The sequence below is a fragment of the Oscillibacter sp. UBA6647 genome (assembly GCA_002455655.1).
Classification (GTDB): domain Bacteria; phylum Bacillota; class Clostridia; order Oscillospirales; family Oscillospiraceae; genus Oscillibacter.
Genome location: DKLF01000044.1, coordinates 26,838 through 48,869, shown reverse-complemented (window position 1 = coordinate 48,869; position 22,032 = coordinate 26,838). Strand labels below are relative to the sequence as shown.

At 53.8% G+C, this 22,032-nt stretch carries 21 protein-coding genes and 1 pseudogene; 5 read left to right on the top strand and 17 right to left on the bottom strand.

Features of this window, described 5'->3' with window-relative positions; genetic code table 11:
• Positions 1–56: 56 nt before the first annotated feature.
• Positions 57–1,403 carry a Na+/H+ antiporter NhaC family protein gene (locus B2W96_RS03715; RefSeq protein ID WP_293008677.1) on the bottom strand — a complete coding sequence of 449 codons (1,347 nt, stop codon included), beginning with the start codon at positions 1,401–1,403 and terminating at the stop codon, positions 57–59.
• Between the two features lie 347 nt (positions 1,404–1,750).
• Here B2W96_RS03715 and B2W96_RS03710 point away from each other — a divergent pair, with 347 nt between their 5' ends.
• Positions 1,751–2,545, top strand: coding sequence for a DeoR/GlpR family DNA-binding transcription regulator (locus tag B2W96_RS03710; protein WP_293008675.1), 795 nt, complete (start codon positions 1,751–1,753; stop codon positions 2,543–2,545).
• Positions 2,546–2,748: 203 nt separating this feature from the next.
• Here the strand turns inward: B2W96_RS03710 and nspC are convergent, their stop codons facing one another.
• From nspC to B2W96_RS03680, 6 genes are read right to left on the bottom strand one after another with little or no spacing between them, the layout of a single operon-like run.
• The gene (nspC, locus tag B2W96_RS03705) at positions 2,749–3,957 is read right to left on the bottom strand and encodes a carboxynorspermidine decarboxylase (RefSeq protein ID WP_293008673.1); all 1,209 of its coding nucleotides are present in this window, start codon (positions 3,955–3,957) and stop codon (positions 2,749–2,751) included.
• A complete protein-coding gene (locus B2W96_RS03700; RefSeq protein ID WP_293008671.1) occupies positions 3,957–5,216 on the bottom strand; it encodes a saccharopine dehydrogenase family protein in 1,260 nt (419 codons plus the stop codon). Before B2W96_RS03700 ends, nspC begins: the two co-directional genes overlap by 1 nt.
• Entirely contained in the window at positions 5,213–5,368 is a 156-nt protein-coding gene (locus tag B2W96_RS03695; RefSeq protein ID WP_293008669.1) for a hypothetical protein, read from the bottom strand. Before B2W96_RS03695 ends, B2W96_RS03700 begins: the two co-directional genes overlap by 4 nt.
• Before the next feature lie 12 nt (positions 5,369–5,380).
• Positions 5,381–6,244 carry an agmatinase gene (gene speB, locus B2W96_RS03690; protein WP_293008667.1) on the bottom strand — a complete coding sequence of 288 codons (864 nt, stop codon included), beginning with the start codon at positions 6,242–6,244 and terminating at the stop codon, positions 5,381–5,383.
• Positions 6,241–7,101 carry a polyamine aminopropyltransferase gene (gene speE, locus B2W96_RS03685; protein ID WP_293008665.1) on the bottom strand — a complete coding sequence of 287 codons (861 nt, stop codon included), beginning with the start codon at positions 7,099–7,101 and terminating at the stop codon, positions 6,241–6,243. The genes speB and speE overlap by 4 nt, the downstream gene beginning before the upstream one ends.
• The gene (locus B2W96_RS03680; RefSeq protein WP_293008663.1) at positions 7,101–8,567 is read right to left on the bottom strand and encodes an aminotransferase class I/II-fold pyridoxal phosphate-dependent enzyme; all 1,467 of its coding nucleotides are present in this window, start codon (positions 8,565–8,567) and stop codon (positions 7,101–7,103) included. Before B2W96_RS03680 ends, speE begins: the two co-directional genes overlap by 1 nt.
• A gap of 706 nt (positions 8,568–9,273) precedes the next feature.
• Here B2W96_RS03680 and scfA point away from each other — a divergent pair.
• The 3 genes from scfA (at position 9,274) to B2W96_RS03665 (ending at position 12,240) form a co-directional block, all read left to right on the top strand.
• A complete protein-coding gene (scfA, locus tag B2W96_RS03675; RefSeq protein WP_040658547.1) occupies positions 9,274–9,420 on the top strand; it encodes a six-cysteine ranthipeptide SCIFF in 147 nt (48 codons plus the stop codon).
• A 66-nt stretch (positions 9,421–9,486) separates the two neighbouring features.
• Entirely contained in the window at positions 9,487–10,866 is a 1,380-nt protein-coding gene (gene scfB / locus B2W96_RS03670) for a thioether cross-link-forming SCIFF peptide maturase (protein ID WP_293008659.1), read from the top strand.
• A gap of 24 nt (positions 10,867–10,890) precedes the next feature.
• Positions 10,891–12,240 carry an amino acid decarboxylase gene (locus B2W96_RS03665; RefSeq protein ID WP_293008657.1) on the top strand — a complete coding sequence of 450 codons (1,350 nt, stop codon included), beginning with the start codon at positions 10,891–10,893 and terminating at the stop codon, positions 12,238–12,240.
• 283 nt (positions 12,241–12,523) lie between these two features.
• Here B2W96_RS03665 and B2W96_RS03660 read toward each other — a convergent pair.
• Both B2W96_RS03660 and B2W96_RS03655 read right to left on the bottom strand, forming a co-directional pair.
• A pseudogene (locus B2W96_RS03660) lies at positions 12,524–12,595 on the bottom strand (GGGtGRT protein); the annotation flags it as partial.
• A 470-nt stretch (positions 12,596–13,065) separates the two neighbouring features.
• Positions 13,066–13,347, bottom strand: coding sequence for a hypothetical protein (locus tag B2W96_RS03655; RefSeq protein ID WP_293008655.1), 282 nt, complete (start codon positions 13,345–13,347; stop codon positions 13,066–13,068).
• Positions 13,348–13,438: 91 nt separating this feature from the next.
• Between B2W96_RS03655 and B2W96_RS03650 the strand changes: the two genes are divergently transcribed.
• The gene (locus B2W96_RS03650) at positions 13,439–13,963 is read left to right on the top strand and encodes an ATP-binding protein (RefSeq protein WP_293008653.1); all 525 of its coding nucleotides are present in this window, start codon (positions 13,439–13,441) and stop codon (positions 13,961–13,963) included.
• On the opposite strand, the gene neuC is transcribed toward B2W96_RS03650, so the two are convergent.
• From neuC to B2W96_RS03610, 8 genes are read right to left on the bottom strand one after another with little or no spacing between them, the layout of a single operon-like run.
• Positions 13,939–15,111: a UDP-N-acetylglucosamine 2-epimerase gene (gene neuC, locus B2W96_RS03645; protein WP_293008651.1), complete on the bottom strand. Its 1,173-nt coding sequence runs from the start codon at positions 15,109–15,111 to the stop codon at positions 13,939–13,941. The two genes, B2W96_RS03650 and neuC, sit on opposite strands and share 25 nt — an antisense overlap.
• Positions 15,108–16,109 carry an N-acetylneuraminate synthase gene (gene neuB / locus B2W96_RS03640; protein WP_293008649.1) on the bottom strand — a complete coding sequence of 334 codons (1,002 nt, stop codon included), beginning with the start codon at positions 16,107–16,109 and terminating at the stop codon, positions 15,108–15,110. Before neuB ends, neuC begins: the two co-directional genes overlap by 4 nt.
• Positions 16,110–16,120: 11 nt before the next feature.
• Complete coding sequence (locus tag B2W96_RS03635; RefSeq protein ID WP_293008647.1) at positions 16,121–16,882, bottom strand: formyltransferase family protein; 762 nt, start codon at positions 16,880–16,882, stop codon at positions 16,121–16,123.
• A 40-nt stretch (positions 16,883–16,922) separates the two neighbouring features.
• Complete coding sequence (locus B2W96_RS03630) at positions 16,923–17,984, bottom strand: sugar phosphate nucleotidyltransferase (protein ID WP_293008645.1); 1,062 nt, start codon at positions 17,982–17,984, stop codon at positions 16,923–16,925.
• Between the two features lie 21 nt (positions 17,985–18,005).
• Complete coding sequence (locus B2W96_RS03625; protein WP_293008643.1) at positions 18,006–19,166, bottom strand: LegC family aminotransferase; 1,161 nt, start codon at positions 19,164–19,166, stop codon at positions 18,006–18,008.
• A gap of 27 nt (positions 19,167–19,193) precedes the next feature.
• On the bottom strand, positions 19,194–20,075 hold the full coding sequence (locus B2W96_RS03620; RefSeq protein WP_293008641.1) for an NAD-dependent epimerase/dehydratase family protein: 882 nt from the start codon (positions 20,073–20,075) through the stop codon (positions 19,194–19,196).
• Positions 20,072–21,016, bottom strand: coding sequence for a Gfo/Idh/MocA family oxidoreductase (locus B2W96_RS03615; protein WP_293008639.1), 945 nt, complete (start codon positions 21,014–21,016; stop codon positions 20,072–20,074). The genes B2W96_RS03620 and B2W96_RS03615 overlap by 4 nt, the downstream gene beginning before the upstream one ends.
• A 12-nt stretch (positions 21,017–21,028) precedes the next feature.
• Positions 21,029–22,024, bottom strand: coding sequence for a Gfo/Idh/MocA family protein (locus B2W96_RS03610; RefSeq protein ID WP_293008637.1), 996 nt, complete (start codon positions 22,022–22,024; stop codon positions 21,029–21,031).
• Positions 22,025–22,032 lie beyond the last annotated feature (8 nt).

The window sequence follows — 22,032 nt, the reverse complement described above, 5'->3', positions numbered from 1 at the left end:
GCGCCGGATCAGAAATTACGATCTGCTCTTAGCGCGCTTTGTCTATTTATTTTATATCACTTTGCAGCTTTTTTTGCATCCTTTTTCCCACTGCTGGAAGGAAGGCCCTTGGGCCAGCCGATTAAAATAAAGAAAATGCCAAAAACAAACATCAAAATGCTGTACCAGCAAAACGGAACGATGGACAGCGTGGAAACCCCGGCCAGACCTGCGGCGGCCAGAATCTGCCCCGCCCAAGGGCACACACCGTTTCCGGCTGAGGAGAACAGGTCGAGAATGCTGGCGGTACGTACGCGGGAAACGCCGAACTCATCGGAGATATCCTTGGCAATGGGGCCGGCGGTGATGATGGAGATGGTGTTGTTGGTAGTCGCCAAATCCAGCAATGTGACCAGCGCCGCAATGGATAGCTCTGCTCCGCGGCTGCTCTTAACCCGCTTGGTCAGCTTGTTCAGAAGCCAGTCGATCCCACCCAGATAGCTCATCAGCGCCACCAGGCCGCCAACCATAACAGCAATTGCAGCGGTGTCCTCCATGCATTTGATTCCATCGCCGACGGTAGAGAGCGCTGTGGCCAGTGTGAAACTGCCCTGCGCAACACCGATTACGAGACCCGCCAATATAGCGGCGCCCATGGCCAAAATGACATGCACGCCCATGAGCGACAGCACGATGACCAGCACATAGGGAAGCAATTGCACCAGATTCCAGGTTAGTGTGCTTTTATCCAGAGACGCGGCGCTGGATTGGAAGATACACAGGGCAAAGGTAATAATCACAGCGGGCAGGACCATCAGGAAGTTGGCATTAAACTTATCCTTCATCTGCACCTCCTGCGTCCGGGTGGCGGCAATCGTCGTATCGGAGATGAAAGAAAGGTTGTCGCCGAACATGGCCCCGGAAACGACAATTCCGCAAACCAGCGGCAGACTCATGCCGGTCTTGGCGGCGATGTCGATGCCAATGGGCATCAGGGCGGTGACCGTGCCCATAGAGGTTCCCATGGAAAAGCTCAGTACACAGCCAATCAGGAACAGGCCGGGCAGAACCATGTTTGCCGGCAGCAGCTTCAATCCCAGATTGGAAACGGAATCAACCGCGCCCATACCGCCGGCCACGCAGTAAAAAATACCAGCCTCCAGGAAAATGAAAAACATCAGGATTAGCGTGTCGTCGCCGCCGCCTTTGCAGAAGCTTGTAACCATGTCATCGAATTTCAGGCCGTCGGCCCTGCACTTTTTGTGGCAGAAAATAAATGCGAAAATAATTGCAATGAGAATACCAACGTTCAGAGGCATCGTTCCGGCATCGCCGGTAATCGCGGTGGAAATGATGTACAGCGCGATAAAAATGATCAGAGGCAAAAGACCGATAAAGTTTCCCTTCTTATTTCCATTGTCCATGATTTTCCCCTTTCGTTTTGCATTTTCAACAATCCGATGTCTGTAAGGCGGGCCAATTGGATATGTGCAGTGGTGCTACTCATTTGCTGCGATTTTTTGACAGCCGAAGCGAGCGACCATCTCCCTCCTTTCGCTTCGCTCTTCCACATCAAAATAATAAAACAAAAATTAACATAAATCAACATACAATTTTGCAATTTGCACATTTTATTACAATGTGTATGAATGATTATAGGTAAAGTTTTGCAATATAAACATATAAACGTTGATTTGTGTTGATATTAAGCGCAATTATCTTGCAATTCCCAAAAATATCTACTATACTTGTGGGAACTGGGGGAATGTCTGTGCTGAAAATTGATCGTCAGACCGCCATTGAGCAGGAGCTGACAAAGAACGGAAGCGTATTGATCCCAAACCTGAGTAAGAAGCTGCAATGCAGCGAAGAGACCATCCGCCGCGATTTAAAAGAGCTGGAATCCATCGGTAAACTGACCAGGACACACGGCGGCGCCTATCTGATGGATAAATACGACAAGAGCTATCCGACCAAGCTTCGCAAGGTGTATTACCCGGATTTGAAATCCCGACTGGCCCGTCAGGCACTGCGCTATGTGCGGGAAAACGACGTGATTATGCTGGACTCCAGCACGACCTGTCTTACGCTGGCGGAGCTGCTGCTGAGCAAAAAACTCAACATTACTATTATTACGAACTCTCTTTTGATCTGCGACCTATGCAACGATCAGATTTCCAACATCAATTTGATCTGTCTGGGGGGCTCTTTCCGCAGCAGAACTTCTTCCTTTGTCGGGTATCATACCACGGACACGCTCTCCGGCTACTTTGCAGACCGCTCCTTTATCAGTTGTCCGAAGGTCACGCTGGAGCAGGGTATGTCGGACAATCACTTCGACGAATCGAAGGTTCGCGCAAATATGCTGCTCCATTCGCAGCAGAAGATTCTTCTGCTGGACCACACCAAGTTCGACGCCAGCGCCAACCTTCTGTTTGGCAACCTGAAATCCGTTGACGTTATCATCACGGATGCGTATCTGCCAAACCAGTGGACAGAGTTCTGTCGGGAAAATCAAATTCATCTCGATTATGCTCTTGATACCGGCGGAGAGGTACCTGTTTGACGCAGGATTCCGCTTGAAATTTGCCATTAAATAAAGGAACGCTCCCACGGTAAACGCAAAGATGCGTTCACTGTGGGAGCTATTTTCGGGGTCAGTGCAGCGTGACAGATTTTCCTGCAAAGAAAGCCGCCCAACTCCGCATGGAGCGGCAATATTGGGTCAATGGGGATCTTGGAAATAGTCTTACTCTGCAGTCTTCCCCCTTATATATCCTTTCCCAAGCGCCGCTTGAAATCCTCATAACCAAATTCGGTCAGCCGGACAAGCTGTTTTTCCTTGTCCAGCTTCCAAATATCCGGCAGAGGCATTCCGTTGAAGGTGTTATTTTTGCAGGTTGTATAAATGGCCATATCGCCGAACAACACCATGTCCCCCGTCTTGAGACGCCGCGGAAAATGATACGCTCCGATCACATCTCCCGCAAGGCAGGTAGGCCCAGCCAAGCGGTACGGATAACCGTTGGAGGGATCGGTACTCGCGCAATAAACCGGCGGCTGGTAGGGCATCTCCAGCACATCCGGCATATGGCACGCGGCGCTGGCATCCAGAACTGCGATTTGAACGGCTCCGTTTTCGATCACGTCCAGCACACGGCTGACCAGATAGCCCGCGTTTAAGGCAACGGCCTCTCCCGGCTCCAGATAGACCGCAACGCCCCAAGTGTTTTGCGCGTAGGCGATTGTTTTTTCGAGAACTTCCATATCATAGCCCGCTTGGGTAATATGATGTCCTCCCCCCATATTCAGCCACTTCATGCGGGGTAGAAATTTTCCAAAACGTTCCTCCACGGCTTGCAGCGTGCGCGCAAGATCGTCCGCGTTTTGTTCGCAAAGCGTGTGAAAATGAAGTCCGTCCAAAAGGCAGATCAGTTCCTCGGTCATTTCCTTGTCCCAGAGCCCGCGCGTCGTCCCCAGCCGGCTTGCCGGCCCACAGGGATCATAGATGCCATGGCCTTCCTGCGTGGAGCACTCGGGATTGATTCGCAGGCCAACGCTCTTTCCCCGCCGCTTTGCCTTTCCTCCAAACCGTCTCAGCTGATTGGGAGAATTGAATACAATGTGGTCGGCATAGTCCAGCAACTCCTCAAAGCTGTCCTCCCGATAGGCAGCGCAAAACACATGGACCTCCCTGTCGCCCATCTCTTCCTTGCCCAGCCTCGCTTCGTACAGCCCGCTGGCCGCTGTCCCCGCAAGACAGCCTTCCAAAAGCGGGTAAAAATCAAAGTTGGAAAAGGCCTTTTGCGCCAAGAGTACCTTGCACCCGGTGCGTTTTGCCAGAGCCGCAAGACAGGCGCCGTTGCGCTCCAGTTGTTCTTCGTCAATGACATAGCAGGGCGTCGGCAAGGCGGAGAACAAAACGCCCGGGTCCTGCCATGCCAGCCCCGAAAAAACCTGCGCCGTGGTAATTTCCATCAGTCCACCGGCACTGGGTTGTGGCTTTCACTGTGGGGCAGTCCGTATTGATCCAATGCGGCGAGGAAGGGGTCCGGGTCAAACTCCTCCACCGTGTGCACGCCCGTCTGATTCCACTTTCCGCTCAGCAGCATCAGTGCGCCGCACATGGCGGGTACTCCGGTGGTGTAGCTGATTGCCTGACTGCCCACCTCTTTGTAGCACGCCTGATGATCGCAGACATTGTAGATATAATAGGACTTCTCCTTACCGTCCTTTTTCCCCGTAAAAATGCAGCCGATATTGGTTTTTCCGTGGGTGCGGGGGCCCAGACCGGCGGGGTCCGGCAGCAGCGCTTTCAGGAACTTGATCGGCACGATTTGCTGCCCGTTAAATTCGATGGGCGCGGTGGAGAGCAGCCCCACATTCTCGAGGCACTTCATGTGGGTCAGATAGCTCTGACCAAATGTCATGAAAAAGCGGATGCGCTTTACCTCCGGAATGTTTTCCGCCAGAGACTCGATCTCCTCATGGTGGAGCAGATACATATCCTTTTGACCAACCGCGTCAAACTCATATTCCTGCTTGATGCTCATCGGTGGAATTTCCACCCAATGCCCGTCTTCCCAATAGCTTCCGGGTGCGGAAACCTCCCGCAAATTGACCTCGGGATTGAAATTGGTGGCAAACGCATAGCCGTGATCTCCACCGTTGCAGTCGAGAATGTCTATTGTGTCGATGGTGTCAAACTCGTGCTTTTTCGCGTGGGCGCAATACGCCTGCGTCACACCGGGGTCAAACCCGCAGCCAAGGAGCGCTGTCAATCCGGCCTTTTCGAATTTTTCGCGGTACGCCCACTGCCAGCTGTAATCAAAATAGGCGGAAAAGCCCTTTTCCTTGCAGCGCTTTTCATAAGCATCCCGCCACAGCGGATCGTCCGTGTCCTCCGGTTCATAGTTGGCCGTATCCATATAGTTGACGCCGCAGGCAAGGCATGCGTCCATGATGGTAAGATCTTGGTAGGGAAGGGCAATGTTCATCACCAGATCGGGCTTGTAGCGGTTGATGAGGTCGATCACCTGCTGTACATCGTCCGCATCCACCTGTGCCGTCGTAATCCGGGTGGCGGTTTTCCCTTCCAATTCGGCCGCCAGCCGGTCACAGTTCGCTTTGGTTCTGCTGGCAATGCAAAGGTCCGTAAAGACCTCGCTAACCTGACAGCACTTTTTAATTGCCACGGATGCAACACCGCCGCATCCAATCACCAATACCTTGTTCATTTGATTTCTCCTTTCAAAAATAAGCGGAGGGACCTCCGCATGTTCCTTTCGGGTAATTCGGCCGTCGCCGGGCGGTTTTTGCTGTAGATATTTTGCATCTTTTGGGCGTCAGCTACCGAGCCGCCGCCAAATTTCCGTACAATCGGCGCCATTGATCCTACTCCTTATCCTTGGTTTTCCGAGAGGCAGAGCAGCAGCTCCCGCAGTACCTTGCAGGCTGTCGCGGTCGAGGCTCCGCTTGGGTCCAACATCGGCGCGAGTTCATTTAAATCCGCCCCGACGATATTTGTCCGGCCTGCTAAACGGATCGCGTTCAGCAATTCCATAAAGGTCACTCCGCCGGCCTCCGGAGTTCCCGTGCCGGGAAATACAGCCGGGTCAAGGCAGTCCAAGTCAATGGTCAAATAAACCGGCGCATCCGAGGCGCGCAATTGCTCAACCAATCCCTCCAGACCGCCGAAGCAGAAGGGATGCAAATCCGTGTGTTCCTTTGCAAACTGATATTCCGTCCGGTCGCCGCTCCGAATGCAGAATTGATGGATTCGTCCATCCCCTAAACGATCATGGCAGCGGCGGATCACACAGGCATGGCTCAGCTCGGCGCCCAGATATTCGCTGCGCAGATCCGCGTGGGCGTCAAAGTGGATGAGGTGGAGCTTTGGGAACTTTCGGCTCACGGCGCGAATAGCCCCCAGCGTGACCAAGTGTTCTCCCCCTAAAAGCAGGGGGCGCTTCCCGTCCCGCAAAATTTCAGCCGTCCGTTTTTCAATGTCGCCGAGCGCAGACTCCGCGCTTCCAAAGCAAAGCTCTAAATCTCCGCTGTCGAAAATGCGGCAGTCGGACAAGTCCCGGTCCTGATACGGGCTGTATGTCTCAAGACCAAAGCTCTCGTGTCTCATGGCGGAAGATCCGAATCTGGCCCCCGGCCGGTAACTGGTGGTGGAATCAAAGGGCGCTCCGAACAAAACGATCTCGGCGTCCTCATAAGCACAGTCGCAGCCAATAAACGTTTCAACATTAGGCCTCATGATTTCTCCTCCACCTCCAACAGCAGTTTTTCCAAAAACGCAGGCAGGCAGAAAGCCCCGGTGTGAAGGCGGGCCGTATAATACTGCGTGTCCAAATGCAGTGCGCGCCATCTCTCAGCATCGAGATCATCCACGGGATGGTATTTTTTGCTGGCGAAGCCAAAGAGCCAATAGCCGGCGGCATAGGTCGGGATATGCGCCTGATAGACCCGGCTGATGGGGAATGTGCTGACAATCCGCTTATGGCTGCGCTGCATGGCCTCTGAGTCATGGCGGTAAAAGGGGCTGCCCTGCTGGTTGACCATAATTCCGTCCTCGCGCAGCGCATTACAGCAGCTCCCGTAAAACTCTCTTGTGAAATAGGGCTCCGACGGTCCGAACGGATCGGTGGAGTCCACGATGATCAGGTCGTACTGCGCTTTGCGGCGGCGGATGAAGCGCAGGGCGTTGTCAAAATAGATATGCACCCGCTCATCGTCCAGCCGGCAGGCGTTCTCCGGCAGATAGATCCGGCATGCCTCCACCACTTGTTCGTCCATTTCCACCAGATCGATGGACCGGATCGTGTCGTAGCGGGCCAGTTCCCGCACTACGCCGCCGTCTCCCGCGCCAATGACCAGCACATCCTGAATGTTGGGGTGGACCGCCATCGGAACATGGGTGACCATCTCATCATAGATAAATTCGTCCCGCTCCGTCAGCATCACGTTCCCGTCAAGCGCCAAAACCCGTCCAAACTCGGGCGTATCATAAATATCGATCTGCTGATACTCACTTTTGTGCGAGTACAGGTGCCGATTAACCCGAATGCTGAGCTTGACATCCGGCGTGTGAAATTCGCTAAACCAGAGTTCCATCAGTGTTCCTCCTGTAAGATATTGATTTTCTCAATATTGGGGTCTTCGGGTCCGGTCATGGAGCACCCCTTTGCTTTCGCGTATTGGATATATTGGAGCACCTCGGACGTGATGCGCTCCCCGGGTGCGACAACGGGAATCCCCGGCGGATAACACATGACAAACTCGCTGCAGATGCATCCGGTGCTCTCCACCAGCGGAACACTTTTTTTCGAGGCGTAAAACGCATCCTGCGGGCTCATGACAACCTCGGGCGCAATGTATTCCTGATTCATCAGTCCGCCGCTGTCCGTCTGATAGCGTCTGCGGATCTCCGCCAGCGCACTGACCAGCCGCTCCACCTCCTGCGGACGGTCCCCGATGGAGAGGTAGGCGAGGATATTGCCGATATCGCCAAATTCAATTTGAATATCATACTCGTCGCGCAGAAGGTCGTACACCTCGATCCCGGCCAGTCCGATATCACGGGTGTGGACACTGAGCTTGGTGGGGTCAAAGTCAAACACAGAGTCCCCGTTCACACACTCTCTTCCAAACGCATAGTATCCGCCGACGGCATTGATCTCCTCTCTGGCATACTCCGCCATCGCCGTCACCTGCTGAAACACAGTCCTGCCGCGCAGGGCCAGATTGCGGCGGCTGATATCAAGGCTGGACATCAGCAGATAACTTCCGGAGGTGGTCTGTGTCAGGTTGATGATCTTGCGGACATATCCTTCCTGCATCCCCGGCCCGATCAGCAGCAGGCTCGACTGTGTCAGACTGCCGCCGCTTTTGTGCATGGAAACAGACGCCATATCCGCTCCCGCTGCCATAGCGGAAACGGGCATGTCCTCTCCGAAGTAAAAATGCGTGCCATGCGCTTCGTCTGCCAAACAGTACATCCCGGCCTCGTGCGCCATTTTCACAATTGCCCTGAGGTTGCTGCAAATTCCATAGTAGGTCGGGTTATTCACCAAAACCGCAACCGCGTCCGGGTTTTCCTGAATTGCCTTGGCGACCTGTTCCCGTTTCATCCCCAAAGAGATTCCCAAGCGCTGATCCACCTCCGGATTTACATAGACCGGGATCGCGCCGCACAGGACCAGCGCGTTGATGACGCTTTGATGCACATTTCGCGGCAGGATAATCTTATCGCCGCGCTTGCAGGTGGAAAGTACCATGCTCTGCACCGAGCTTGTGGTTCCTCCCACCATCAAAAAGGCATGGGCGGCGCCGAATGCGTCCGCCGCCAGCTCTTCCGCTTCCCGGATCACAGAAATCGGGTGGCAGAGGTTATCCAGCGGCTTCATGCTGTTGACGTCAATGCTGATGCATCGCTCGCCCAGAAATTCCGTCAACTCCGGGTTGCCCCTGCCCCGCTTGTGTCCCGGAACGTCGAACGGCATCACCCGCATCTGGCGAAATGTCTGCAAAGCCTCGTAAATAGGCGCACGACTCTGATTTAGCTTTGTTTCCTTCTCCATATAACACCTCGTAAAAACAAAAAACACAAGCTGTCATTACACAGCTTGTGTTTGAAACCTGTTCTCACAACTCCATCGTATTTTTCGAAAAAATCCTGCGGCATCCCCGGGACAATCTCCCGCAAAGCCATAAAATCAAAATCCGAAAAGAACAGAGCGGATATTCAGAGGGTACTTTAGAGTCTATATAGCAATCATACTTTTACTACTCTTTATTGACCGTTTCACAAGTCTGCGCAATCACGCATTTTGGTTATGAAGTAACCAACTTATAAAATTTGAGATTTTAACTCAATCAATAAGAGGCGGAAAACCACCAATCGGCAGTGGACCCGGCTGTCCGTATGGCCTCAACTCCCGAGGGAGTGGTCCCAGTATTCGCTAATGAACTCTTTACTCCTCATTTTTATAAGATGCGCATAAATATGACATGTTTTCGACAATTTGTCAATAGATTTGTGAATGAAATTTTTTCCTGCAGTTCTATTTGCGGCGCAGGGCCCGCCAATCCTGCGAATATTTTTCTCCACTGATACATTGACTGCCGGGAACTAAAATTTACGCGGATCGGTTTAAAACGGTAATTGCTTTCCATGCGTTTTCTTGACAATTCAGCCGAAATATGATATAAATTTCAAGCTAAATAGTAATTAAACAGTCTGTGGTATCATCGGTGACCGCCCAGGCAGAAATGGAGATTTGTATTATGGAAAGAATCAAGACGCTTGAAACCCGTAATCTCTGCGAAAGCGCCAAGCACGGCGGCTGCGGCGAGTGCCAGACTTCCTGCCAGTCCGCCTGCAAGACCAGCTGCGGTATTGCCAACCAGAAGTGTGAAAACGCTGGCAAGTAAGAAAAGCTGATAAAAAATGCCGCCGGAACGGCGGCATTTTTTTATAACGGATAACATGGAGGAACTATGGTACATCAATATCAGCTCAATGGCTGCAACATCGTTTTGGACACCTGCTCCGGCGCGATTCACGCGGTGGACGAGGTGGCTTACGACGTGATTTCCTTATACCGCGAAAAAAGCGCCGATGAAATTATTACTTATCTGCTGGAAAAATACAGCGACCGCCCCGACGTCAATGAAGCGGAGCTTCGCGTGTGCCTTGAGGATGTGGCGGAGCTGGAGCGCGTCGGCAAGCTTTTTACTCCCGATACATTTGAGCCGCTGGCCGACATCTTTAAGGAGCGCAGCAACGGCGTGGTAAAGGCGCTGTGCCTGCATGTGGCCCACACCTGCAACCTCAATTGCGCCTATTGCTTTGCAAGTCAGGGAGAGTATCATGGGGACCGCGCGGTGATGAGCTTTGAGGTGGGAAAGCGCGCGCTGGACTACCTGGTGGAGCACTCCGGCAGCCGCACAAATCTTGAGGTGGACTTTTTTGGCGGAGAACCGCTGATGAACTGGGACGTTGTAAAGTGGCTGGTGATGTATGCCCGCAGCATCGAAAAGGATGCCCATAAAAACTTCCGTTTCACCCTTACCACCAACGGAATGCTGATCGACGACGATGTAATTGACTTTTCCAATCGAGAGATGAGCAATGTTGTTTTATCGTTGGATGGGCGTAAAGAAATTCACGACCGCTGTCGGGTGGATTACGCCGGCAACGGAAGCTGGGAGCGCATTGTCCCCAAGTTCCAAAAGCTGGTGCAGGCCAGAGAAAACAAAAACTACTATATGCGCGGCACCTTCACTCACGCAAATCCTGACTTTCTCAACGATATCCACGCGATGCTGGATATGGGCTTTACCGAGCTGAGCATGGAGCCGGTCGTCTGCGCCCCATCCGCTCCCGCCGCCCTGACGCAGGAGGACCTTCCCATCGTATTGGAGCAGTATGAGCGGCTTGCCAAGGAGATGCTGGAGCGGAAGCAGTCTGGCCAGCCCTTTACCTTCTATCACTACATGCTTGACCTTTCCGGCGGGCCTTGTATTTACAAGCGCATTTCCGGCTGCGGGTCCGGAACAGAGTACATGGCCGTGACGCCTTGGGGAGATTTGTACCCCTGTCATCAGTTTGTCGGTGATGAGCAGTTCCGGTTGGGAGACATCTGGAACGGTGTTGACAACTCCGCAATTCAGGAGGAATTTCGCAGCTGCAACGCATATTCCAGACCCGAATGTGCGGACTGCTGGGCCAAGCTGTATTGCTCCGGGGGATGCGCTGCCAACGCATACCACGCCACCGGCTCTCTCTGCGGCACATACGCTTATGGCTGCGAGCTGTTCCGAAAGCGCATGGAGTGCTCTATTATGATTCAGGTGGCGGAAAGTCTGGGCAAATAAGCAGAAAACCGGGAGGTACACAGTATGGAAACCCCCATTGCGGACTTTGTAAGCGCCTATCTGCAAAGCGACGCCTCCCGGCTGCATATGCCCGGGCACAAGGGCCGCGGGCCGCTGGGTTGCGAGCAGTTGGACATTACGGAGATTGCGGGCGCGGATGCGCTGTATCAGGCCGACGGCATCATTGCCCGCAGCGAGCGAAATGCTGCCGCCCTGTTCGGAACCGCTGCCACCTTCTACTCCACGGAAGGCTCGTCTCAATGCATTCGAGCGATGCTGTATCTGTCCATGCTCCACGCCCCGTCCGGCGGCGAGCGCCCGGTGATCGTCGCCGCCCGAAACGCACATCAGTCCTTTGTGCTGGCGGCTGCTCTGCTGGATGTGGAAATTGTCTGGCTCTGGCCGGAGGATGCTTCTTTCTCTCTGTGCCGATGCAGTGTATCCTCCCGGCAGCTGGAGGAGGTTCTCAAGCGTCTGTCCCGTCCTCCTGTTGCGGTGTATCTTACCGCGCCGGACTATTTGGGAAACACGCCGGACATTGCGGCGCTGGCAGAAACTGCCCATCGGTTTGGCGTTCCTCTTGTGGTAGACGGCGCGCACGGCGCTTACCTCAAATTTCTGCCCCACAGCGCCCACCCCATTGATATGGGCGCCGATCTGTGCTGTGACTCCGCCCATAAAACACTGCCGGTGTTGACCGGCGGGGCGTATCTTCATGTGAGCCCGCAGGCTCCGGCGGATTTTATAAAAAACGGAAAGCGCGCGTTGGCGCTGTTCGGCTCCACCAGTCCCTCCTATCTGATTCTGCAATCTCTGGATCTTGCAAATCGCCATCTGGAAGAGGTTTACCCAAACCGTTTGGCAGCCTGTGCGGCGCGGCTGGAGGACCTTCGAGCCACCCTGCGGGACAACGGCTGGAGCATTGCCGAGAGCGACCCCATGAAGCTCACGTTCGCCGCCGCAGAAAGCGGTTGGGACGGGAAAGAGCTGGCGGCGCTGCTGCGGCAGGGCAAGGTGGAATGCGAGTATGCCGACCCGGGCTTTACCGTGCTGATGGCCACGCCGGAAAACACAGAGCAGGATTTCACCCGGATTTTATCCGCCCTCGGGAGAAACTCTCGCCAAAAGGCGCTTCTGCGCCGTTGTCCGCCTCTTCTTCCACCGGAAGCGGTCTGCTCTCCCCGAAAAGCGGCCTTCGCACCCAGCGAATCCGTTCCCGCTTCACTGGCGGCAGGCCGCATTCTAGCCGCGCCCACCGTCGGCTGTCCTCCCGCGGTTCCCGTGGTGGTGGGCGGCGAGCGCATTTCCCAGAGCGCGGTGGAGGTGTTTGCTTACTACGGAATCTCCTCCGCTGAGGTTATCAGAGAGCGCTGAGCGTGCTCTATACTGCCCGACCTTGTATAGTGCTGCGGTCAAGACGGCGGCAAAGGGGAACGCACACCTCTTTCTGATTCTTTCAAAGGGAACAGGCTTCGCCCCCTCCAATCGCCCACCTCCCTATGCCGTTTAACCTAATGTGCGCGCCCGCTTCCGGGTGCCTTACGGGAAAAATGCCCGGTGGACAAATTGCAAACAAAACGCCAATAGCCCCCGATTCCAGACGGAATCGGGGGCTTTGATTTGCTCTGAAAAGTTCGGAAAAGCAGCCGCTTTTTGATTACTTTTTGCTCTCTGCCACGGCAACGGCGACGGCAACAGTTGCGCCGACCATGGGATTGTTGCCCATGCCAAGCCACTGCTTTTAGAAATTTTATTGGTTCTAAATGTTGCTTGTTTTTCTCGTTCCCAGGTTATTACCGCATAAATCGTGTGTAATTAATTCTGGCTGTTTCATAGAATTTCCATGATTTCTCTGCAACGGTTAACAAAATGGGGACAGGCAGGTGTACGTCCCCAAATTAATAAGGTCAGCGGGCATACGCGAAATCGTACGCAATGATTATCAACTTTCGACCGCCGGGGTCATGAGCTGTTTGAAAGAGCTGTGTGCAATGCAAAGTCGGAATATTCCATTTAATTAAAATAGTAAAGCACGACATATGAATCCAAGTAAATGATCCACAGCAGGCAAAAAAGAAGCTTAATGCGCCCCCATTTTGGTATGAAATTGTTCCAGCCTATCCAGCAGATAAAACCACTGGGAAGGCAGTAATTTGAGGGCTACCTTTACCCTGCTGTCGGCGTAAACCGTCATATGCTTCAACAGCTGGCCGCAGAAGTCATCGAACTTTTTTCCGTGACAATCTTTTGAATAGCTGCCTTGATATAACGCTGGGTACTCGTTGTGTTGGTGTCCAGCTTCCGGCGCTTTTCAATGGCGTCCACCTTTTCTTGCAGGCCGACGTTGCAAGCATCGTACCGCTCATTCATGAACTGATAGTCTGCGACGATATTTTGGAGCTTGCTGGAATGAATGGCCGCACCGATGCCGACAGTATGCGGCAGTGCTATTGCATAATTGCCAAGAAAAAATACCGGCATGAACCGCTGAAGATAATTTCCAATGCCCCTGCGCTGAACTACAACCCCAACCTCTCGGTCTACGATGGCTTGACGGCAGGAGGTGGGGCTCATGGATGAACAGATTGAGCAGATGATGCGGACTCTGAAACTCGGCGGTTTGGCAAAAGAATGGCGCTCCGTGGAGTACATGAACCCCGAACAGTATGTGACCGACCTTCTGATGGTGGAGATGCGAGAGCGAGAGGCCAACCGCATTAACCGCATGGTGAAGACAGCCGGATTCCAAGTGCTGAAAACGCTGGATGACTTTGAGTGGAAATCTGATCTTGAGATTTTTGTTGGTCTGACGCGGGAGTACATGGAAGATTTACAGTTCCTTGCGCCGAAAGAAAACCTCGTTTTTATGGGTGCTGTTGGCACTGGCAAGACACATTTGGCAACTGCCCTCGCCTTGAAAGCCTGCCAAGAAGGACGGTGGGTACGGTTCTTTACCGCCCCAGCCCTTGCTAACATCCTGCTGGAAAAGAACAGACGTGGTACGCTGAACAATTTCTTGGGGACGCTGAAAAAGGTGGAGCTGATGTTATATATTCAAATTACTTTTTTAAGCTACACAAGAAACCCCACATCGTAGAATTTCTTTTTCAGGGAGATCCCCTCGGTCAGCCTTCCTTTCATGATGGACACAATTTGCTCTGAGGTGTGTCCGTTTCCAAAGGGGTTTTCCACCGTGGAACAAAGCTGGAGAAATGCGGGAGAGAGCGCCTGCGCGATGGCCGCCGCAATGGATTCCTGCTCCGCTTCGCAATGGATAATCGAGGCCGCCGCAAGGCGGCCTTTTTGCCGGTCGCCGATGTCCACGGTGGGCACATGAAAGGCCGGCGCTTCCAAAATACCGCTGGAGGAATTGCCCAGCACCATGGTGCAGCCCTGCATGGCGCTTAAATACCGCAGATAGCCCATGCTGGAAAAGGCAATGGCCCGCTGGGGATGCGCGTCCACGTACGCGTCGATCAGGGCGTTGATTTCCATGCCCCCGCTGTCGGCGTTGGACTTGGTGAAAAGCAGGCGAAGCTGCGGGAACTGCTCCAGCGCGGCAAACAATGCCTGCACCTGCTTGCCTTGGGTCTGCTGCTCCAAGGTGACGGGATGGAACGTAATGAGGGCATAGGGCTCGGCCAGTGAAAAGCCAATCTGCGCACCTGCCTCTTCCTTTGTCAGCAGCGACAGCGTCCGAATGTTCTCCACCCCCAGCGCGCCTACGTTATACACCCGGTCAGGTTGCTCGCCCAACTGAATGACTCGCTTGCGATATGCCGCGCAGGCTGTAAAATGCAGGGCGCTCATTTTAGTAATAGAGTGGCGAATGGCCTCATCCATGGCGCCTTCGGTGGTTTCTCCCCCGTGGATGTGGCAGATGGGGATTTGGCAGGTCAGGGCGACGATGGCCACGCCCAGCGTTTCATAGCGATCACCCAGAAGCACCACCATGTCCGGCTTTCGCTCCATAAAGTAGGCGGTAAAGGCGGTGATGGTGTTGGCCATGACGCAGGAAACGTCCTGCTGGGTGTCCCCCTCCGTCAGAATGGGCAGGCAGGCGTCAATGGGCAGGTTGTCCTTTCGGATTTCCTCCACCGTGTTGCCGTAGCGCGGTTCCAGATGTGCGCCCGTCACCGCCAGCAAAAGCGTCAGGGTTTCGTCCTGCTGCACCCGACGGATGAGGGGACGCAGCAGACCGTATTCCGCCCGGGTGGCGGTGACAATGCAGATTTGATACTTCATACCTCGATCAACTCATCCTCAGTATAATCTCGCGCAGCCCGCTGACCCAGCACTGTTTCCCAAAGCATGGGGGAACAGCCGGTGCCGGGCCGCTTTGTGGTCAGATTTTCCTCGGCAAAGACCTCGCCTCTGGCGATGGCCCGTTTTGCCACGATGCTTTTCCGCGCGATGGGCAGGTTTTTCTCCTCCGAAGCACTGGGGCGCTTCTCCCCTGTTCCCATGGCTTTTTCAATATTGCGGATGGCGCAAACCATGGCGGTCAGCTCCTCCGGTGAGAGGCTGGCCTTGTGGTCGGGGCCGTCCATGGTTTTGTCCAATGTGAAGTGCTTTTCGATGACCACGGCGCCCATAGCAACTGCGGCAATGGGCACTTCGATTCCCTGCGTATGGTCAGAATAGCCCACGGGCAGCCCGGTGGCCTTGGAAATGGTTGCCATAGCGGACAGGTTCACGTCCTCCATGGGGGTTGGGTACTCCGTGTTGCAGTGGAGCAGGGTGATTTCCGGCGTGCCGAACCGTTTCAGCAACGCTACCGCCGTCTGGATTTCCACCAGCGTGGACATGCCGGTGGACAGCACCACCGGCTTTCCCGTTTGCGCCAGCTGGCGCAGATAGGGATAGTTGGTGATCTCCCCAGACGGGATTTTCCAAAAGGGCATGTCCAGCGTTTCCAGAAATGCGATGCTGTCGCCATCAAAGGGCGTGGAGAGAAAGGCGATGCCGATGGAGGCGCAGTAACTTTGCAGTTGAATATACTCCTCGGGTTTTAATTCCAAGCTTTTCAGCATGGAAAATTGGCTGTCATCATTTTTGGTGTTTTCAATTTGATAGGCTGCTCTTTTGGCACTTTTTGTTACAAGGTTTTCCGCCTTAAAGGTTTGAAATTTGACAATATCCGCGCCCGCTTGTTTTGCCACATCCACCAGTTTACAAGCCAGCTCGAGGGAACCGTTATGATTTACACCGGCTTCCGCAATAATTAAAATGTTATTTGGCATGATATCCCTCGTTATTTCTGAAATGTCTGGGTTTCACCGGCAAGGCCGTTCAAAATAAAATCATTGACCAGCGTATATTGTTTTCCCCCGATCTCAACATAAGCCCCTGAATACGGGGGGAACCAGAAGGCCTGAATCTTCGTATCCACATCATCACCTGGCAGAACTCTCATCATTTCCAGCATCTGGAATTTATTAATATACAGGCCGCTCTCACGGCTTTGTCTTTGGGCCTCCAGCCGACCCTTTTCTATCACGTCTGCAACGACGCTTCTGTAAAGGTCCTGCTGCAAAAGCAGGGTTTTCTTCTCTAAAGAGAAGGCTGTTTCAAAGCGATAATCGAAGTGAAAGCGATACACGCGGATAATAGAGCCGGTGTCGATTGACGCATCTACATAGTGCGCGGTCGCTCCCCATTCCGGCAACTTGTTTAAAATGGCAACGTTGTAGCCTGCAAGTCCGCGATAGTCCGGTAAAATGGCAGGATGAAAATTAATGCAGCCATATTGGGGCACATCGATCAGAGGATGCTTTAATTTTCTCCAAAACAAATAGGAGACGACCACATCCGCAAAGTTCTCATCCCGGCCCATTTCCTCCTCTGCCTCTTCCATGGACATCAGACGGAGATCATGCTTTTTTGCCACAGCCATCGTGGGCGACGAGGGAATGTGAGCGTCTGTGACAACGCCTACAATCTCCACGCCCTGAGAGATTGTCCATGAAAGCATTTCTGCGCCACTTTGCTTTCTTCCCATAAAAATCATTTTCATCGCAGCAGTTCCTCCTGCACAGTCAATTTTTCCAACCCTCCTATGACATACTCACGCCCAGCTGACGGCACATCTGCTCCATCTGCTCCATCTGCCCCATATCCATCCAGCTCTTTTCACTGATGGGATAGGCGCCCACCGGAAGGTCCTTTTGGATGTACGCTTCCGCCACCTCCGGCATCCCGATGAAGCGGTTTTCCTCCAGTTCCTCAATCACGCGGGGCTCAATGAAATAAATCCCCGTATTCACCAGATAGGAAAATTCCGGCTTTTCCTGCATGGCGGCGATCTGTCCGTTTTCCCGCATACGGATCACGCCGTATGGAATCGTGACATTCTTCATAGCGGAGACAATGGTGATTACATTGCCGGACGCTTTGTGGTAGTCGTAAATGCAGGAGTAATCGCAGTCCAGCAGAATGTCGCAGTTGGTGACGATGGCGGTGTCGTGAATCTGTCCCTTCAAAAGGGACAGTCCGCCACCGGTACCCAAAAACTCCGACTCGTCCACATAATGCACCTGATAAGGGTGGGGAACGTCGTTGAAATAGGCCTTAATCATGCTTTTTTTATAGTTGATGATAAGATGGAAGTCCTCGCTGCCGTAAGCATAGAAACGATTCATAATATGCTCGGCGATGGGAAGCTCCCCGATGGGGATGAGGGGCTTGGGTAGTACCTTGGTATAGGGATACAGCCGCGTCCCCTTCCCCCCTGCCATCATGATCACAGGCAGGGGCTTTTGAAACCGGTGGATGGGAGCTTCGCCGGGCAGGTCGTTCCAAAAAATGGCGTCTGCCAGCCGCCCCTGCTCGTCCACCAGCGGAATACCGACGCACTTCTCCCGCTCCATGCTTTCCAAGGCGTCCGCCTTTTGCTTCACGGGGTAAGTAACGGGCGTTTTATTCATTACCGCGCCCACAGGGGCGGTGAAATCCCCCTTGGCCAGCATATACCGCCGCATATCTCCGTCGGTGAAAATGCCCAGAAGCGTCCGGGCGTCATCCACCACGAAAATCATCTTTTTGCCGCCTTCGTCAATGCACTTGACCGCCTGATTCACCGTGCAGTTTGGACGGACACACAGCTTTGAAAGTTCCATGTTCCTTCTCCTTCTCAGGATTTAGGCGAACGCCCCGATAAGCGTGCACACCGCCCGCACATCCTCCTCCGAAAGATTGGTGCTGCAAGGCAGATTGACGATGCGGGCATAGAAATCCTCCGCCTTGGGGGTGGGCATGGCAAAATAGCCTCGGAAAGGCGTTTGCAGGTGGTTCAGCTTCCAAATCGGCCGCACCTGCACCTGATTCTGGTTCAGATACTGCAGCAGAGCGTCCCGTTTTTCCGCCGAGGGGGTGTGCAGGCAAAAAGAGTAGAACCAATCGTTGGCCTGCTCCGCGCCAAAGGGCAGAATGGTTCCCGTGGGGTCGTCCTTCAGCAGGCTTTGATAGAGCGCATAGTTTTTCCGCTTAGTCTCCAGAAAACCCTCCAACTGTTCCAGCTGGGCAAGCCCCAGTGCCGCCTGCAAATTGGTCATGCGGTAGTTATAGCCGTACTCCTCGTGGACGAAATACATCACATCGTCCTTGGCCTGTTGGGAGAGGTAGCGGATATGCTCCACCGTGGCCGGGTCGTTGGAGACCACCATGCCGCCGCCACCGGTGGTGATGATCTTGTTGCCGTTGAAGGAGAACACGCTGGCATGAGCGATGGTACCGGCCTGCTTTCCCGCATAGCGGCCGTGGCTGACCACGGAGCCCAGCGCCTCGGTGGCATCCTCGATGACCACCAGATGGTACTTCTCCGCAATGTCCATGATGGCGTCCATGTCGCACAGGTCGCCGAACACATGAACAGGCACAATGGCTTTCACGGTTTTGCCGCTTTCGGTCTCGGTCAAAGCGCCCTGTGCAAAGGTGCAACGGGCGTCAATGTACGTCTGAATCTGTTTTGCATCCATGCAAAGATGCTCGTCACAGTCAAAAAACACCGGGGTGGCGGACTGATACATCACGGCGTTGACGGTGGCGACGAAGGTCAGGGTGGGGACAAGAACGATGTCCTCCGGCCCCACGCCGAAATGACGCAGGCACAGATGCAGACCGGCGGAGCCGGACTGACAGGCACAGGCCGTGTCCATGCCCAGATAAGCGCCAAATTTTTCCTCAAACTCCTTAATGCTGCCTCCTGCGGTGGAAACCCACTGGGATCGCACGGCCTCTACCACATACTTCTCTTCATTTCCATTCAAATTGGGGATGGACAACGGAATAAAATGACCCATGCTTGTACACTCCTGTCTTGGCCGATCTCAGCGGCTTTTTGTTAGTTTATTGAGGTCAATGGTATCTTTAATGGACGCGTAATAGGCATACAGCTCCGCAATGGCCTGCTCCATTTTGGTATAGTGAACCGATGGATATTCCGCCAGCAACCGCGCATTGCTTCCGGTGTACTCCAGATTCCAGCCGTCCTTTAAAACGGTCAACTCCAGATCCTTGCCGCTGACCTTGCGCACCAGCTCCGCCAGCTCCACCAACTCCACCGGCTGACCGGTGCAGATGTTATAGTCGTGATAGCGCAGGTCGCTTTCCAGCGCCCATTTCACCATGGCCGGGAAATCGTCGATGTACAAAAAGTCAAACTTGCAATTTTGCCGCACCGTCATCGGCAGACCGAACACCGCCTTGCAGCAGAGGTTGGAGAGAAATTTCAGCTCCCAGTTTTCGTATTTCCCGAAAATGCCGAACAGCCGCAGATTGTAGATGTTCTTGGATTTTCTCGCGTCCTCGTTGAGGATGTATTTATACAGGCCGTAGTAGTCCGCGGGTACGGTTTCGCCGATCTGCTCCTCCCGCACCATGGATACGTCCGTCCGCTTGTCGTACTCCGCGCCGCTGCCGAAGTAGAGCATTTTGTCCACCATGGGGGCAAACTTTTGCAGATGATAGTACATCTGCAGGTCATACTGCATGGCATTTTCCAAGCCGCAGTGGACTGGGCTGTGGTTGGCGCTGTGGATGATGTGGGAGATCTGATGGCTGTCCATGTATCGCGCCACCGCGTCGTAATCGTATAAATTCAGCTCCTGGCTGGAGGGGGTCAGCAGGTGGTACTCCCCTGCCAGATACTCTTTAAGATTGCGGCCGATGAACCCTCTGGGGCCCGCGCCGGTCAAGAAAATCTGTTTCATGCGTGTTCTCCCTGTGCTAATTTCATCACCCGCATGGCATGGTCGATGCTGTTCATGGTGCGGGGCGCCTGCTGCAAGACCAGAGGCAGAAAATAGGCCATCTCGTTTTCATACATTGCGTTGTGTTCCTCCCAGCAGTCGATGGGGGGCGTGCCGTCGGAAAAAGAAATACGGGCATTGGTAATGTCGCCGTAAATGGTGCGTTCTTTGGTGAACAGCTCGATTCCCCGTCGGGTCTCCCGCCCAAAATAGTCCAGATGCAGCTCCACCAGCTTGTCCGGATACCGCGCGATATACACCGCCAAGTCCTCGCTGGTGATCTCCAGATCGGAGAAGGTGCCGGCGAGCAGGTGACTTTCGAGCGGAAAACCGAAGAAGTCGGTGAGATAATCCCACTCGTGAATGAGGTCGATGCACACACCGCCCCCCTCTTCCTTTTTGGAGCTGTACACCTTGCGGTAATCCACGCCCGGCCGCCAATCCGGCAGATAGGAAGAGCACATGGCGCGGGCGCAGTAGACATCCTGCGGCGGCACCAGACGCTTCAACGTTTGCAAAACGGCGCAGTGCCGCAAGGGCGCGGCCACATAGCACACGGCATCCGGCACAAAGGGAATGGCGGGCAAATCCACGTCCAGCCGGTCAAACACCGGCTTTTCCAGAAAGAAATACCGCGACCGATTGCCCAACTGCATCAAGGTTTCATAGTGGAGATAGGTGGGATTGGTGATAAAGATGGCATCGTAGCGTTCATCCAGCTCGCCTGCATCGGAAACCTGTCGGCTAAGATGCTGCTCCACAAACGGCGGGAGGGGCTGCTGGCTGTGACTGCTTCGCAGAGCGTGCACTTCCAGAGGGAGGCCGTGCTGCTTTCCATACGCAATCAGATTTTCAAAATGTCGCTTTCCGATGGAGCCAAGCCCCACAAAACAGATCTTCATTGTTGCTCGCCCCTAAACCATTCTGGCCTGCGCCTCAATTTGGTCGATCAGTGCCAGCGTTTTCTTGTCGTCCGCAAAGGTATACCGCGGCGTCGCCGTTCCCTCGATGACACCAAAGAAGGTGCGAAGCTCCTCCTCATAGGCATTTTCGATGATGTTCTGGTTATTCCGGTAGCCCTGGTTCCGCTCCACCTCGTCATAGGTTTTGATCTGCTCCATGGCTTTGGTTTCCAGATTACAGGAATACAGCTCGTTGGGGTTGCCCTCCCACTTAAGATACAGTTCCTGGGAGTAGGCCTCCAGCGAACGAACCGCCTTGCGGGACACAATGTCCACGGCGATGGTGCCCTTTGTGCCGTTTTCATGCACCATCTGCAACAGATAGTTGTCCGGATACCGGATTTCCAGATCCGTCAGATTGCCGCACAGCACGGAAATCTCCTTGACAGGCCCCATGACAGAAAGAATCCAAGGCATGTCTATGGCAAAGATTTCTCTGCAGCCATCAGTGGCGGCATTGCTTACGAAAAAATTTTTATAGCTCTCCCAAGGGTGCCAATCCGGCAGAAACTGGCCGGAATGATAGTGGTAGTTCACCTTTTTTCCATTCACAGCCTGCTGGATATACTGCACATCTCTGCGATACAGAAACGTGGAGGAGAGAAATAACTTGCGGTTTTTTTCCGCCGCAAGCGCCATCATTTCCTCGTAGCCGTCAGAGATGAGATTCAGCTCCGTGAACACATGGAGTCCATGCTGCAACAGCGTGGGAATGATGCGATGGTGAGAGGCCGGAGAGGTAGAAACAATGGCCGCATCCGGCTGAAATTCCCGAATTCCCGCCTCCAAATCCACGTAGGAGACATCAAACTCCCTGCCCAGAGATTCCTCTGCTCGCTGGGGATTGGCGTCTACCCCGCACACCACCATCTCCGGGTCGATCTGTTTCAACAGGCGGGCTCGTCGTTTTCCCATGGAGCCCATGCCGACAACCAGTACCTTTTTCATTCTAATTC

Bases quoted from the DNA above. Each gene is read 5' to 3' on its own strand.
- B2W96_RS03655 (WP_293008655.1), bottom strand. From the start codon at position 13,347: ATGCCGGTATTTTTTCTTGGCAATTATGCAATAGCACTGCCGCATACT.
- speB (WP_293008667.1), bottom strand. From the start codon at position 6,244: ATGAGGCCTAATGTTGAAACGTTTATTGGCTGCGACTGTGCTTATGAG.
- B2W96_RS03625 (WP_293008643.1), bottom strand. From the start codon at position 19,166: ATGGGTCATTTTATTCCGTTGTCCATCCCCAATTTGAATGGAAATGAA.
- B2W96_RS03650 (WP_293008653.1), top strand. From the start codon at position 13,439: ATGGATGAACAGATTGAGCAGATGATGCGGACTCTGAAACTCGGCGGT.
- B2W96_RS03695 (WP_293008669.1), bottom strand. From the start codon at position 5,368: ATGGCGCCGATTGTACGGAAATTTGGCGGCGGCTCGGTAGCTGACGCC.
- scfA (WP_040658547.1), top strand. From the start codon at position 9,274: ATGGAAAGAATCAAGACGCTTGAAACCCGTAATCTCTGCGAAAGCGCC.
- B2W96_RS03620 (WP_293008641.1), bottom strand. From the start codon at position 20,075: ATGAAACAGATTTTCTTGACCGGCGCGGGCCCCAGAGGGTTCATCGGC.
- B2W96_RS03635 (WP_293008647.1), bottom strand. From the start codon at position 16,882: ATGAAAATGATTTTTATGGGAAGAAAGCAAAGTGGCGCAGAAATGCTT.
- B2W96_RS03630 (WP_293008645.1), bottom strand. From the start codon at position 17,984: ATGGAACTTTCAAAGCTGTGTGTCCGTCCAAACTGCACGGTGAATCAG.
- B2W96_RS03700 (WP_293008671.1), bottom strand. From the start codon at position 5,216: ATGAACAAGGTATTGGTGATTGGATGCGGCGGTGTTGCATCCGTGGCA.
- scfB (WP_293008659.1), top strand. From the start codon at position 9,487: ATGGTACATCAATATCAGCTCAATGGCTGCAACATCGTTTTGGACACC.
- B2W96_RS03665 (WP_293008657.1), top strand. From the start codon at position 10,891: ATGGAAACCCCCATTGCGGACTTTGTAAGCGCCTATCTGCAAAGCGAC.
- B2W96_RS03615 (WP_293008639.1), bottom strand. From the start codon at position 21,016: ATGAAGATCTGTTTTGTGGGGCTTGGCTCCATCGGAAAGCGACATTTT.
- neuB (WP_293008649.1), bottom strand. From the start codon at position 16,109: ATGCCAAATAACATTTTAATTATTGCGGAAGCCGGTGTAAATCATAAC.
- speE (WP_293008665.1), bottom strand. From the start codon at position 7,101: ATGGAACTCTGGTTTAGCGAATTTCACACGCCGGATGTCAAGCTCAGC.
- B2W96_RS03610 (WP_293008637.1), bottom strand. From the start codon at position 22,024: ATGAAAAAGGTACTGGTTGTCGGCATGGGCTCCATGGGAAAACGACGA.
- neuC (WP_293008651.1), bottom strand. From the start codon at position 15,111: ATGAAGTATCAAATCTGCATTGTCACCGCCACCCGGGCGGAATACGGT.
- nspC (WP_293008673.1), bottom strand. From the start codon at position 3,957: ATGGAAATTACCACGGCGCAGGTTTTTTCGGGGCTGGCATGGCAGGAC.
- B2W96_RS03680 (WP_293008663.1), bottom strand. From the start codon at position 8,567: ATGGAGAAGGAAACAAAGCTAAATCAGAGTCGTGCGCCTATTTACGAG.
- B2W96_RS03715 (WP_293008677.1), bottom strand. From the start codon at position 1,403: ATGGACAATGGAAATAAGAAGGGAAACTTTATCGGTCTTTTGCCTCTG.